Annotated in this window: 14 protein-coding genes; 13 read left to right on the top strand and 1 reads right to left on the bottom strand. The window is 33.8% G+C overall.

What is annotated here, in order from left to right:
• The 11 genes from ACQ76T_RS20950 (at position 1) to ACQ76T_RS20900 (ending at position 10446) form a co-directional block, all read left to right on the top strand.
• On the top strand, positions 1-828 hold the full coding sequence (locus ACQ76T_RS20950) for a phosphoribosyltransferase family protein (protein WP_431345174.1): 828 nt from the start codon (positions 1-3) through the stop codon (positions 826-828).
• Positions 818-1375, top strand: coding sequence for a TerD family protein (locus tag ACQ76T_RS20945; protein WP_431345173.1), 558 nt, complete (start codon positions 818-820; stop codon positions 1373-1375). The genes ACQ76T_RS20950 and ACQ76T_RS20945 overlap by 11 nt, the downstream gene beginning before the upstream one ends.
• Before the next feature lie 2 nt (positions 1376-1377).
• Positions 1378-2553 (top strand): toxic anion resistance protein, encoded by a 1176-nt coding sequence (locus ACQ76T_RS20940; RefSeq protein WP_431345172.1) that lies wholly within the window; start codon positions 1378-1380, stop codon positions 2551-2553.
• Between the two features lie 16 nt (positions 2554-2569).
• Complete coding sequence (locus ACQ76T_RS20935) at positions 2570-3517, top strand: hypothetical protein (RefSeq protein ID WP_431345171.1); 948 nt, start codon at positions 2570-2572, stop codon at positions 3515-3517.
• Between the two features lie 80 nt (positions 3518-3597).
• The gene (locus ACQ76T_RS20930) at positions 3598-4206 is read left to right on the top strand and encodes a TerD family protein (RefSeq protein WP_431345170.1); all 609 of its coding nucleotides are present in this window, start codon (positions 3598-3600) and stop codon (positions 4204-4206) included.
• 85 nt (positions 4207-4291) lie between these two features.
• Positions 4292-5335 carry a TerC/Alx family metal homeostasis membrane protein gene (locus tag ACQ76T_RS20925; RefSeq protein ID WP_431345169.1) on the top strand — a complete coding sequence of 348 codons (1044 nt, stop codon included), beginning with the start codon at positions 4292-4294 and terminating at the stop codon, positions 5333-5335.
• Positions 5336-5619: 284 nt separating this feature from the next.
• Entirely contained in the window at positions 5620-8355 is a 2736-nt protein-coding gene (locus ACQ76T_RS20920; RefSeq protein WP_431345168.1) for a hypothetical protein, read from the top strand.
• A gap of 15 nt (positions 8356-8370) precedes the next feature.
• Positions 8371-8757, top strand: coding sequence for a hypothetical protein (locus tag ACQ76T_RS20915; protein WP_431345167.1), 387 nt, complete (start codon positions 8371-8373; stop codon positions 8755-8757).
• 158 nt (positions 8758-8915) lie between these two features.
• Entirely contained in the window at positions 8916-9443 is a 528-nt protein-coding gene (locus ACQ76T_RS20910; RefSeq protein WP_431345166.1) for a TetR/AcrR family transcriptional regulator, read from the top strand.
• 3 nt (positions 9444-9446) lie between these two features.
• A complete protein-coding gene (locus ACQ76T_RS20905; RefSeq protein WP_431345165.1) occupies positions 9447-9860 on the top strand; it encodes a DUF1348 family protein in 414 nt (137 codons plus the stop codon).
• Positions 9861-9912: 52 nt separating this feature from the next.
• Complete coding sequence (locus ACQ76T_RS20900) at positions 9913-10446, top strand: hypothetical protein (RefSeq protein WP_431345164.1); 534 nt, start codon at positions 9913-9915, stop codon at positions 10444-10446.
• Here ACQ76T_RS20900 and ACQ76T_RS20895 read toward each other — a convergent pair.
• The gene (locus ACQ76T_RS20895) at positions 10443-11450 is read right to left on the bottom strand and encodes a catalase (protein ID WP_431345163.1); all 1008 of its coding nucleotides are present in this window, start codon (positions 11448-11450) and stop codon (positions 10443-10445) included. The genes ACQ76T_RS20900 and ACQ76T_RS20895 overlap by 4 nt on opposite strands.
• 295 nt (positions 11451-11745) lie before the next feature.
• Here ACQ76T_RS20895 and ACQ76T_RS20890 point away from each other — a divergent pair, with 295 nt between their 5' ends.
• Positions 11746-12180 carry an FKBP-type peptidyl-prolyl cis-trans isomerase gene (locus ACQ76T_RS20890; protein ID WP_073300468.1) on the top strand — a complete coding sequence of 145 codons (435 nt, stop codon included), beginning with the start codon at positions 11746-11748 and terminating at the stop codon, positions 12178-12180.
• Between the two features lie 157 nt (positions 12181-12337).
• Positions 12338-13288, top strand: a complete 951-nt coding sequence (locus ACQ76T_RS20885; protein WP_431345162.1) for a hypothetical protein — start codon at positions 12338-12340, stop codon at positions 13286-13288.
• Positions 13289-13299 lie beyond the last annotated feature (11 nt).

The following is a 13299-nucleotide window of genomic DNA, read 5'->3' as shown; positions in this document are numbered from 1 at the left end:
ATGAATACAAGATACAGCTTACATCACATTCATTCGGCGGATGAGTTTACTTTCTCACCCGCGGAATACAGCTATTTCAAGTATGGCGATAAGTCGTATGCAGAGAAATTTGCAAAAGAACTATTCGACGGATTTCTGTCCGAAAATGAAAACCTTTTATTAGGTACCGATAAAGAAATTGTCGTGTTGCCAAGCCCTTATATGGCGATTCCTACAGCATCCAACTTTTTATGTTTTTACTTTAAAAAGCATCTGGATTTTTATCTGTTTCAAAAAGGAAAAAAATCCAGTATTTTATCCAAAATCAATAGAAATCATACTTACATCACAGATTACGGGAATCTTAATTTTGAAGATCGTAAAAATCTGATTGCGAATGATACTTATTACATTGATAAGGATTTTTTAAAAGGAAAACTTTGTATTTTTATAGACGATATAAAAATTACCGGAAGTCATGAATATACAGTGAACAGAATATTGGATGAACATAGCGTTGAAGCAGATTTTATGTTCCTGTATTATGCAGAACTGATGAACTTTGAGCTTGACCCGAAGATTGAAAACTTTTTCAACTATTATGCAGTTAAAAATGTAAACCATGTTGCAGAAGTGATGAATAAAGAGAGTTTTCAGTTCAATACAAGGATTGTAAAGTATATTTTAGGCTTGGATTCAAGTAATTTTGATTATCTTACGTCTAAAGTAAAAAGAGAACAGATGGATTTGCTTTTGGAGCTGGCTATCAGTAACAATTATCATTTAATAAAAGAATACGAAAACAACATCAATACTTTAACACAAACGGAATTATATTATGGCTATTAACTTACAGAAAGGACAAAGAGAAAACATCAACGCACCTAAATTTACGGTGGGTTTAGGATGGGATACCAATAATACTTCTACAGGAACAGCATTCGACCTTGACGCCTCTTTATTTTTGCTTGGGGACGACAAAAAACTAGTTTCAGATAATCACTTTATTTTCTATAATAACCTTGAATCTCCGGACAAATCTGTAATCCACACAGGAGATAATCTTACAGGAGAAGGAGCAGGAGATGATGAGCAGATCAAGATTGATCTTACTAAAATTGACAGTGCTATCAAAGAAATAACGGTTGTAGTAACAATCCACGAGGCAGATTCAAGAAAACAGAATTTTGGACAGGTAAGAAATTCTTTCATTAGAATTTTCAATACAGAGACGAATGAGGAAATCTTAAAATATGAATTAGACGAAGATTTCTCAATCGAAACCGCAGTAGAATTTGGAAGAATCTACAACAGAAACGGAGAATGGAAATTTGAGGCTGTAGGAGCAGGACAGAGAGAGGGCCTTGAGAAATTTGTATCAATTTATCAGAAGTAATTATGGACAATCAGGACAATCAGTCATTAGATCCGCTTGGATCAATAGAGCCTTTAAAAACATTTGAACCTACTCCAATGGTTCCGCCAACTCCAGCACAGCCTGTACAGAATGCAGCACCGGCCGTTTTGGTAGATAGAGAAGGAAATGTGAATCTGACTCAGTTACAGTCGGAAGAGCGCCAGAAATATGAAGTACTAGCCAATTCAATTGATGAAGCCAATCCAGGTTCTATCGTGAATTTCGGTGCAGAGCTTCAAAAAACATTAACCAATCAGAGTGACAGCTTCTTAGGAAATGTAAGAAGATCAAACTCAGGAGAAGTAGGAGGATTGATTAACGATCTTTTGGTAGAACTTAACTATGTTGATGTAGAAGAACTTCACGGAAATAAAGTGAAAAGCTTCCTGAGCAAATTGCCATTTATGAAAAAGGTAATGACTCAGGTGGAAAATCTATTCGCGAAATACGATAAAATCATCAACAATATCGAGCAGATCTCTTACAAAGTAAACGCAGGAATTATCACATCTACAAAAGATAATGCTGTATTACAGACGATCTTTGAAAGTAACGTAAACTCCATTAAGCAGATTGAAGATCTTGTGATCGCAGGAAATATCAGAATGGAAAGAGCTGCCGTTGAGCTTGCTCAGATGGAAACTGCCCCTCAGAATTTTCAGGACTATCAGATTGCAGATAAAAGAGATTTTATCGCAAGACTGGACCGAAGAATGGCTGATCTTAAAGTGGTACGTGTCATCATGATGCAGTCGCTTCCACAGATCAGGCTGGTACAGAACAACAACGTTTCTATTGCGGAAAAGGCACAGACTATTCTTACCACTACGCTTCCTGTATGGAAAAACCAGCTTTCACTGGCTGTAGCGATGTACAGACAGCAGCAGAATATTGAAATTCAGCAGAAAGTATCTGCTACTACAGAAGAAATATTAAGAAAGAATGCAGAGCGTCTTGGTCAGAACTCAGTGAATGTTGCCAGAGCGAACGAGCAGACTATCGTATCTGTAGAAACATTGAGAGAAACAACATCAATGCTTATCAATACATTGAATGAAGTGAAACAGATTCAGAAGCAGGGGGCCGATAACAGAAGAAAACTGGATCAGGATCTTCAGACATTGGAGCATGAGCTTAAAGCAAATGTCAGAGGTTAATTTTTAGGATACCAAGGTGGGGGATGATGCAGCAACCATATTGTCGCAAAGCAAAAGAAGATTAACCAAGCTTAAACTTCTTGCGAATTTTTTTGAACATATTGACATAATATCGATTTACATTAAAACTGATATTATCCACAATCTGTTCCAGGAAAATACGGCTTTAGATTACAATAAACTGGAACTTTTCCACCTGCAGTATACCGACAGTCTCATTGAACTTCTGACTAAAATTAAAAGGCAGAAAGAAAATGATATGCTGACTGTCATCAATGAAATTGACATCAATAATAAATATATTTCCGGTTTTGAAGAAAGACGGGTAGACAGCTTTCAGACAGACAGGAAAATGTACAGCGGCGTATTTTCCCAACATCTGAAAACTCTGTATAAAGATCTTACGGAAGATATTTTTACAGCGAACTGGGACAATGTGCTTTATTTTCACAAAAAATATGCTCAGGAATTTTACAGGACAGAAGCAGACGAAAACTTGCTGAAATCCGGAACTTTTCCAGCATATCAGTATAGAGATTATTCCATAGAAAGGAAACTTTTGGGAAGATTGAATATACAGGGATTTAAAGTTCGCTTTGTCTGCGGTTACCTTATTGGAACTCATGAATATGAACTTTTCAAAATCTTTCAGTCTGATGACCACTTTATCTTCAGTGTAGATGAGAAAAAGCTGTATCTTTTTGACAAAGAATTGGATAAGCTTGATATCTCAGAAAATCAGTCTAACCAGGGAACGATCATAGATCAGCTGAAAAGGAAGAATGAACAGCTGGAAAACACTATGAACGAAAGAAAACGTACTCTGCCTGTTGAAGTGGAAGGTGTTCTGAAAGACTACATCAGAAACCTGGAAAATATAGATATTATGAGCAAAATATTTGACTTTGATGAGGAAACGAATATTCTGCGTGCAATGCTTAATTTGAATTTGAATAATAACTAAGACGAAATTTGAAAAGTGCAAATAAGCGATCAGTGAATTTGCCTTATCAGAAATTTTAAATAACAACTAAACATAAAAAGATGGCTATCAACTTACAAAAAGGTCAGAGAATCAACCTTAAAAAAGAAAACGGAGCTGAGCTTTCCCAAGCCTGTGTAGGAATCAACTGGGGAGCAATTGAAAAAAAAGGATTTTTCGGAACTAAAAAAGAGGCAGTAGACTTAGATGGAAGCTGTATTTTATATGATTCAAACAAGAATGTTACTGAAGTAATCTATTTTGGAAATCTTAAATCCAAAAATGGTTCTGTAAGACACAGTGGTGACGACCTTACAGGAGATGTAGATGGAGATGACGGATTGGATAACGAAGTAATCACAGTAGATTTCAGCAAACTGGAATCCAATGTGGAGCACGTTGCTATGGTGCTGAACAGCTACAGAGGGCAGGACTTCGGAACGATTCCTTTTGCTTCTATTCGTATCTATGAAGGATCACCTACTAACGTTCGAGAGGTTTTCGCTAAGTATGATATTGCCAATGATGCTTCTTTCAAAGGGCACGTTGCCATGGTAATGGGAGTTTTCTATAAGAGAAACGGAGAGTGGAAATTCAACGCAATCGGAGATCCTACTGCAGATAAAAAGCTGGAGCAGACGATTCAGACGGTACAGATGAATTATTTATAATCTATTGTAAATCAAACGATCAATAAAATAGCAATATTTGTACTTTGTGCACTTATTGCTTTTATCATATAATAACTTTACTCAAGTGGAAAAACATCAAAGTATTTTAGATCTTCACCCAGGCTTGGTGTGGGGATTTGCGGTAACAGTCGTTATCATGCTGCTCCTCGATTTAGGAATTTTCAATAAAAAAAGTCACGAAGTATCTTCCAAAGAAGCTACCATTTGGACAGTGGTGTGGATTTCACTTTCCATGATCTTCTCGGGAGTGGTGTATTGGGTTTTCAATACAGACGGATCACCTGAAAGTCATGCACTGGCCGTTGAAAAATTTACACAATATCAGGCAGCTTATTGGATTGAAAAAGCACTTTCTGTAGATAACTTATTCGTATTCATTCTTGTTTTTGGATTCTTTAAGGTCCCGAAATTCCTTCATCATAAGGTTCTTTTTTGGGGAATTATAGGAGCTTTGATCTTTAGGGCGATATTTATTTTTGCAGGTGTGGGCTTAATTAATCTTACTTACTTACCTGAAATGAATATTTTCGGAGAAGCTGTGAAAATCAACATTGTAATGACGTTGTTCGGATTATTCCTGGTATATGCGGGAATTAAATCATGGGGCGACGGAGATGATGACGATGACGAAGATTACAGCAATACTGCAGGAGCAAAACTGATCAAGAGCTTCTGGAAAGTTTCCGATAATTATGATGGTGATAAGTTCTTTACCATTCAGAACGGGATTAAAATGGCTACGCCGCTTTTAGTGGTAGTAGGGGTTATCGAATTTACAGACGTTCTTTTCGCGGTAGATTCTATTCCGGCAATTTTTGCTATTTCAGATGATCCGTTTATCCTTTATACTTCCAATATATTTGCGATTTTAGGATTAAGATCATTGTATTTCCTGTTAGCCAACTTTATTCATATGTTCAGCAAACTTCCGTATGGATTGGCTATTATCCTTTCATTTATCGGAGTTAAAATGTTGATTGCACCTTGGTATCATATCTCGTCTCCGATTTCATTAGGAATTGTAGGCGGTGTATTGGTGATCTCGGTAATTCTATCTATCATTTTCCCGGACAAAGAGGAAGAAAAGAAAGAATTAGAAGACAAATAATTATATTTTAAATATATAATTGGCCTCTGGATTTATTTCTGGAGGCTTTTTTTATCAGAAAATGAAGGCGTATGTTGATGATTACAGTTGGCGGATTGAATTTTTTCACTCACTATTTAAGAGTGAAAATAAAATTAAGACGTCAACTTTTGTCGTTACAGCAATTGATATTTGCCTAAAGAAAAAATTAAAATATTAAGTGATTCATAAATTTTGTATAGAATATGAACTCCCCAAAAAAAACTTTTAAATATAATAGAGCATTGTAAATAATAATACCAAACATGATGAGTAATTTTGAAAAAGTAATAGAATTTCTTCGTTTGAATCGAAGGTCCGAAGAGGCAGAAAAAGATATGCCGCTGCAAACAGAGGTTAGTTTAACCCCTTTAGATGATAATCAGATTTATAGTGTAAACAAAAAAGTATTTGAAGAGAATTTTACTAAATATAAACGGATTTTTAATCTACTGGATGAACATAATGCAGAAGTAATATATTTGATGAAAATAGGTTCGGAAAGGAAATATTTTGTAAAAATATCTGATGGGAAATATCGCAACCTTTTGGATGAAAGTATTGGGTTTTTATTAGAGACTGGACTTATTGAGTTTCCTATAAGAGTTGATAATACTGCTTATATTTATGATACTGAAAAAAATCAGGTGGTAATTTTTACTATTTTACTAAAAGAAGTAGTTCTTTTTTCAGACTATATATATTATGATCCCAATGGAAAATATATGGGAAGTATGGAAAATGAAGTCTATACCTATGAGTATACAGATCATATAACTACTTTCGGAAAAATAATAAAAATACTTTACGACGATGCAAGATATCTATGGAATAATACTGAAAAGAAAGTCCAGGTTTTGAAATCAGAGATGAGTGGACAAATCAGTTTGATCCCTTTTTTACAAGTGGAATATGGGTTCAATAATTTTATTCTTAAGTACAGATATGATAAAAAAGGTGATACAACAAAATTATTTCTGTCTGATGATCAGTGTGCAATAGTATTAAAGTTTACTGGTATAGGCGGACTTCTTACTTTTTTAGATCAAACATTATTTAGTCAAGGATTTTCTTTAATAAAAGGAGACAATAAAGATGTGTTTAGAAACTATTTTCGTGATCAATTTATGCAGCAAGTGATCAACAAAATAGAAGGAAATCTTAAAAGCAAAAGTAGTTTTGGTTACTATGATGCTATGAAAACCTTATTTTATCTGCCAGAATCTATAGCAACATCTTTTAGTGATAGCTTTTTGTGGATGCTTCTTGAAACAGCTATAGAAAATGATGATTTGAGTAACAAAAAGAATTTAGCAGAAGAAAATATTTTTGTTAAACTAATCAGGGTTATTCTGAAAAAAGAAGGAGAAGAAGCCAAGCTTATGAATTGGTTTCTGGAAAAAGTAAAAGTAGGGGATAAAAATATAACCAACTTTGAATTTATTTATAACAGAATCAATGGAGATAATTTCTTAGAGTTCGCAAAATTGATTAATCAAACTTGGAAAAAATCCAGATTTATTTATCCCGATAAAGAAGAAAATCCTGAGTTTGCAACTTCCGATGGCCTTTTATTCCTGCCTTATACATCAGAAAAGTTTTTAGGTATTTATTTTAGTAATGTCAATATGTCTTTTGAAACTCATCCTCAAAAAGAAAGACTGTTGAAAACATTGTATGAAACTAAGGATTTTGAATATGAAATGAGACCAAGTCTTAAAACAGATAATCTTGTATCTACAAAAATACAGATTGTTGATCAGTTTTGGTATCATCCTTTCTATCCTATTTACCTTAAAGATATCGAAAATCAGGAAACAGAATTGAAGTTGGATTCCGTCGTTCCTGCATTTATGTTGAAAGCCAATCAAGATAAACAGTTTTGGAGCAATGTAATCGCATCGGGAGAATATGTATTAGATATATTAACTACAATTTCAGGAGCAGGTAATCTTGCAAAATTTAGATATCTCGCAAAATTTGCGACCAAAGCTGGTAAACTTCGTTTTGTTAGCAAGGCTGGAAGAGCAGTAGTTACAGCAAGAAAGGCTGTAGCCGCTACTACAGCTGTAATAGAAATTACGAGCGGTACAGTGAACGCTTTACTCAAACTTACGAATGTAAGAGATACAGCCGTGGGGAGTGCATTATCTGAATATCTATTTTGGATGGAATTGTTATCTTTATCAGGTGAACTTACGGTTGCTATACATAATGGGCTGAGAAAAAGTGCAAAAAAACTTGTAGAAAAAGAAAGAGATTTGGCTAAATTGGAAGAACAATTAGATAATATTATAATAGAAGAAAATGGTACTCAAAGAAAGTTAACTCAACAAGAAAGAAAAGAAATACTTGATGAAATAGGGGAAATAGCAGAACTTAAAAAGAATGTTGAACCAGAAGGACCCGGAAAATCTAAAAGAACTAGACGATCAAAAAGGAATAAAGATAATATAATAGATAAAGATCCAATCAATAAAGAAAATATAAAACGCTATGAAGATTTTCTTGGAAAATGGTCTTTAACATCTATAAATAAGATTTCTAAAGATGTAATTCTCGCTGCAATCAAAGGATATACAAAGCATATGGACGAAGTAGCCCAGCTTTTGAAAGAAAATAAAATTCGTATTTATATTGAAAGTGAAGAGGATTTTATTGAAATATTTGAATTATATGCTACTGAGAAACAAATTGAACAGGGACTAGAAGGACTAACTGCATTTGCATATAAAAATAAAATGTATTTTAGGGAAGATTATTTTCCTGATGAACTGTTAGATTTCTTATCTCATGAAGCATCCCATACAAAAGATTATCTTTTGAAAAAAGAATTAAAAGCACAAGGAAAATCACAGAAAGAAATAGAACGAATTATTGGTAATAACTGGGACCAAGAAGAAAGAGCATATAGCCATCAAGTCGATTGGCAAAAAGCTATAGGTCAAGAGCCAATGTTTGGAACAAGAAGCGAGCAAACAAAACATATCAGAGACTTATAACCTAAAAATTAATATATGAATACTATAGAAATTATAAACAAGATTATTGAATTTGGAAATGATGATTCAAATATTCCTGTTTTTTTAAAAGTAAAAGATAAAAAGAATTATTTAGAAATTCATGATGCCATAACAGATTTATTATTTTGGCAAAAGACCGTTCATAGAGCTTTACAAAAAGGTAAGACATTGAAAAATTTCAGTATGTTTAATCTGGAACAATTTAACATTCAGGAAAATAAAAATATTTACGATGATTTATTTAAGAATATTAAAGAGTTAAAACACTTATTTATTATTAAAGGTAATGTTATTGTTCTAAATCCATCTCTTGTAAAAGATGAAGTAAAAGAATTAAGGCAAATAATTGAAGATAAATTTAAGGTAGATCTTCATACTTAGAATATATCCAATATTTAATTTTTTAGATTTAAGCCACCTTTGGGTGGTTTTTTGTTATTCAATGATGAAATATTATAATTTTTATTTATCAAAATAAAACAGACAGATCAGTCTGTTCATTGTTTTTTTTCATACATTTGTTTCATCAAAAAGACAGTATGAAATCTCCAAGAGAAAGAATCTTAGAAACAACCTTTCAATTGTTTGCCAGACAAGGCTACAATTCTACCGGAATTAACCAGATTATTTCCGAAGCCAATGTTGCCCGAGCAAGCTTTTACCAATATTTCAAGTCGAAAGAAGATCTCTGTGTAGAATTTTTGAACGTAAGACACGAATATTGGTTTGGTGAGCTCAATAGCTTTTTATCAAAAGAAAAAGATTCAAAATCTAAGATTATCAGTGCTTTCGATTTTTTGGTTTACATGAATGAAAAAGAAAATTTCAGAGGCTGTAGTTTCCTGAATATTCTATCGGAAATTCAACTGGATAATATCAAAATATTAAGTGTAATTCAGTCACACAAAGCAGATCTCCGAAATTATTTTTTTGAACTGATAGGAGATGATATCCTTTCAGACCATATTTACATGCTTTTTGAGAGCAGCATTATTGAAAGCCAGGTTTTTAAATCAAACGAACTGATTGAAAAATCAAAAAAAATAGTCACCAATTTAGTACAATAACTTATGGAACAGAAACATCCGCTTCCGCCTTTCACATTAGAAACGGCCAAGGAAAAGATTCAAATAGCAGAAGATGCATGGAACAGTCAGGATCCTGAGAAGGTTTCCAAAGCATATACCATCAACAGCGAATGGAGAAATAGAGATACATTCGTTAATGGAAGAGAAAATATTGTTGCTTTTTTACAGAAGAAGTGGGAAAAAGAACTCAATTATAAACTCAAAAAAGAATATTGGGCACACACAGACAACCGAATTGCTGTTCGTTTCGAATACGAATACCAGACAAAAGAAGGCAATTGGTTCAGAGCTTACGGAAATGAAAACTGGGAGTTTGATGAAAACGGATTAATGGCCAAAAGATATGCAAGCATCAACGATTTAGCCATAAAAGAAGAAGATTGTAAATTCAAATAAATTTTAAAAAAGACTGTTATCTTAGCAGTCTTTTACTTTTAGATATTAATTGATGAACAAAGAAAGCTTGAATTTTGAACCCTTTTACGAGGTAGAACCTATGAGGATTATAGATGATCCTGTACAAAGTTTCAATGAATTAATGAAATATGACAAAGAAAAAACAGAAATAGAAATGTTTTTAAAAGATTGCTCTATCAAAGATTTGATATGGGTCATCATCACTCTTTTTAAAGATAAATATGCCAATGCGTCCTTATTGGGAGCGCTTGTTTCTACTGCAGGGCAAAAAGAAGAAAAAGCAGATGGAGTATTATTTCACAAAAAGTTTCAATATAGAAATGATCTTACCTCACTTCAATTTAAATATGATAAGAACGATCATTTTGAATATTTAGAGTTTGAAATAATAGAACAATTTGAGAACATTCATTCTATAATAGAAGAGGCTTTGAGTGGAAAAACATATGTGAAAAAGGCAAACAGCTATATATTAAACTCCAACAGCGGAATAGAATATATTGAAGCAACCTCAACTTTTTTCAGACTCAATGCGAACATGAAAATGTCTCAAAAGTTCCACTAAGCTCCCTTTCCATGGAGCAGTTTATTAATTTTCCTCCTGGTCTGTATAGAAACCTTATAGGCTTCATCACGTAGCTTCTGAATCTTTCCAACAGGCTGAAAAAATATTTTACTGTCGAACGGGTTGAAGGACAACAGCTCAGTATTACAATTTCGAGCGTCGAGCAGGGAATCTTTATCTATTTTTACTTCACCAATTTTAAGGAAAGGGGAATTTTTCCATTCCACATTCAGGGTATTGATGGGTTGATTTTTGAGGTCATAACAAATCTGGATCAAAACATCCGCAGTAAAATCATTAGACTGGAAGTAACTTTTTAAAGAATCTTTAATCTTTTGTTTTCTGCCAATACTTTTATCCACGGATTGGGGACGAAGTTTTATTTTGATCATTTGATCTCCAAGGCGATAAGCTCCTACAGAATGATAATCGAAAGAGAGGATAAAATCATTTCTTTTACCCATAAGTTTTATCACATTCCTGATCATATCACCGGTGAAAACAGAAGGAATCATCTTAATGAACTGAATCATCATAGGCATTAAGCTGCTCCATTTTTTGATATAAAACTTATTCACCGCCGTAAACAGCTTCAAAAAAGTAGAAACTGAATTCACCGGAAACAATGGAAAATTCACCAACGGATAATTGGCAAGTAAACCCCCGTTTTCATCTTTGATCTGTACCGCAAATCCGTAGGCTGGAATATCTTTTTTAGAATTCTTTATTTTCAACTGTGCATTGGAAAATCGTATGGTAAGATCAAATTTTTCTTTATCAAAAAACGGATGTAAAGATTCAGGGATATTGGGATCAATCCAGAAAGTGCCTTTGGCCACCGCATAGGTTTTGGCATGAGCATTCCGGGTTGCATAGTTGACATCGCTGATGGAAGAAGATTGTTCAACAAAATCTGCAATGGTCTTTTTATTTATTTGCAGAAGTTTTTTTTCCTCTTCATTCAGTTCATCAAACTTCTTATTATATTTTAATGGATCTGGCATTTAGTTTTTAAATCCAATTATAACGCCAAGTTTCGGAATTTGTGTTAAGCAAGTATTACAATTATTTGAATTTTCAGTAAGTAAACCACCGAAAATAGAAAAAGAAATGAATTGTAGTATGGGTTTTTAATTTAACTTGTTGATTTTTAGTATTGATCTGTTATTTTGTTAAATAAATTGAGAAAGTATTTATTAGTGGGATTTTTGGGGATTTAAGGATTTCAATTTTAAAATTCCGGCTTTTTGCTTCTCTCTTTCAACCCTAAAAAGCCTTATCTTTGTAAAAAATTATAATATGGGAGTAGCAGATTTGTTATTTAAGCGTAAAAAAGAATTGGCAGAAAAGAACCTGAAAGATGGTAAAGAATATATGGAAGAGTATGGTAAAAGAGAAAGCGTTGTGCAGTTACCAAGCGGCTTACAATATGAGATCATCACAGAAGGAGATGGGGCAAAACCAGGACCTAAGTCTACCGTAAAATGCCACTATCATGGTACTACCATTTCTGGTAAAGTTTTTGACAGCTCCGTAAAAAGAGGAACGCCTGCATCTTTTCCACTGAACAGAGTAATTTCAGGATGGACAGAAGCTCTTCAGCTAATGCCTGTAGGAAGTAAATGGAGACTGATTATTCCTCCGCACTTAGCTTATGGAGATCAGGAAATTAGCAAAGAAATCGGGCCAAACAGTACATTGGTTTTCGAAGTAGAATTGCTGGGTATTAAATAAATTGCCTTAAAAATAGATTAAAAATTTACCTGAATCCAGGTAAATTTTTTTTATTTGTTTTATATTCGTGTAGATGAATTGTAGAACTGAGCCATTGGTTTTGATGAAGGAAGTAGGAATGTCATAATAGATTCCATTTAACACAAACTTTGACTGAATGAAAAAACTTTTTTACCTTTTAGCTTTTATCAGCTTGTTGATTTCTTGTGTTTCCAAGAAAAATCAGGCTATCCAGCAAAATATACTTACCCTTAAAGACAGTTACTGTAAAGCTCCTTTTCAGTATAATTATAACAATAAACTCCCTTCGCATAATTCGGATTCTATTCTTACAGCCAACAAAGATCTGAAGGGCATATTCTCTGATCAGAGTATTTTAATTCTGAACGCATTAGAGAACCTGGATGAGGTACATGATATTATGGAGCTTAAGAAAGATTCATCATTAGCTTCACAGGTTAAAATTTTACAGCTTAAAACGAAAATTAACAGCCGGGTTACTATCGCCTTAACAGAACTTGATGCCGTAGCTGCAGAATTTGATTGTGAGGGTGAAAGAGTCGCTCAGATCGGAAATTATGTAGATAACCTCAACTCATCCCGAAATAATAAACTGATTCTATATTCCATTATTGCAGGCGCAGCGTCATCTATTGCCGGAGGAATTGTAAAAAGTGACGGCTGGGATAATGCAATTGGTATCGGCGGAGGTATTTTAGGGGCAGGTTTCGGATTGGCAACCCTTAACCCGAAAGGTAAAAAGGTTGAATTTATTCATCAGAGAAACCTCTTGAGAGATATCTGGAAAGAAAAGCTGGAATCACCCAACTTCCCACCTTTTATCTGGTATATGTATACCGAGAAAAAATTTTCCAATAGGGAAGAGCATTCCATCATCGGAAATATGAAAACACGATGGCTTCATTATCAGTTTGATGATAATAAGGCGGCTGCAGACCAATCTGTCATTTTCAGTGATGGCGGATTTTATCGGGCTGACGATCTTCATAACCGCGCTGCAATGCTCAATCAGATGCAGTCTGCTACAAGAACGATCAATCAGAATATCAATTATTTATTGTTAGATCTAGACAAATTGATTCTTTAAGAAAAAATTAA

This window comes from Chryseobacterium sp. JK1, from assembly GCF_050632815.1.
Taxonomy (GTDB): domain Bacteria; phylum Bacteroidota; class Bacteroidia; order Flavobacteriales; family Weeksellaceae; genus Chryseobacterium.
The sequence above is the reverse complement of the archived record's forward strand: the minus strand, read 5'-3'. Positions and strand labels throughout refer to the sequence as shown.

Coding starts and splice junctions, on each gene's coding strand:
- ACQ76T_RS20950 (WP_431345174.1), top strand. CDS start 1: ATGAATACAAGATACAGCTTACATCACATTCATTCGGCGGATGAGTTT.
- ACQ76T_RS20945 (WP_431345173.1), top strand. CDS start 818: ATGGCTATTAACTTACAGAAAGGACAAAGAGAAAACATCAACGCACCT.
- ACQ76T_RS20940 (WP_431345172.1), top strand. CDS start 1,378: ATGGACAATCAGGACAATCAGTCATTAGATCCGCTTGGATCAATAGAG.
- ACQ76T_RS20930 (WP_431345170.1), top strand. CDS start 3,598: ATGGCTATCAACTTACAAAAAGGTCAGAGAATCAACCTTAAAAAAGAA.
- ACQ76T_RS20920 (WP_431345168.1), top strand. CDS start 5,620: ATGATGAGTAATTTTGAAAAAGTAATAGAATTTCTTCGTTTGAATCGA.
- ACQ76T_RS20915 (WP_431345167.1), top strand. CDS start 8,371: ATGAATACTATAGAAATTATAAACAAGATTATTGAATTTGGAAATGAT.
- ACQ76T_RS20910 (WP_431345166.1), top strand. CDS start 8,916: ATGAAATCTCCAAGAGAAAGAATCTTAGAAACAACCTTTCAATTGTTT.
- ACQ76T_RS20905 (WP_431345165.1), top strand. CDS start 9,447: ATGGAACAGAAACATCCGCTTCCGCCTTTCACATTAGAAACGGCCAAG.
- ACQ76T_RS20900 (WP_431345164.1), top strand. CDS start 9,913: ATGAACAAAGAAAGCTTGAATTTTGAACCCTTTTACGAGGTAGAACCT.
- ACQ76T_RS20895 (WP_431345163.1), bottom strand. CDS start 11,450: ATGCCAGATCCATTAAAATATAATAAGAAGTTTGATGAACTGAATGAA.
- ACQ76T_RS20890 (WP_073300468.1), top strand. CDS start 11,746: ATGGGAGTAGCAGATTTGTTATTTAAGCGTAAAAAAGAATTGGCAGAA.
- ACQ76T_RS20885 (WP_431345162.1), top strand. CDS start 12,338: ATGAAAAAACTTTTTTACCTTTTAGCTTTTATCAGCTTGTTGATTTCT.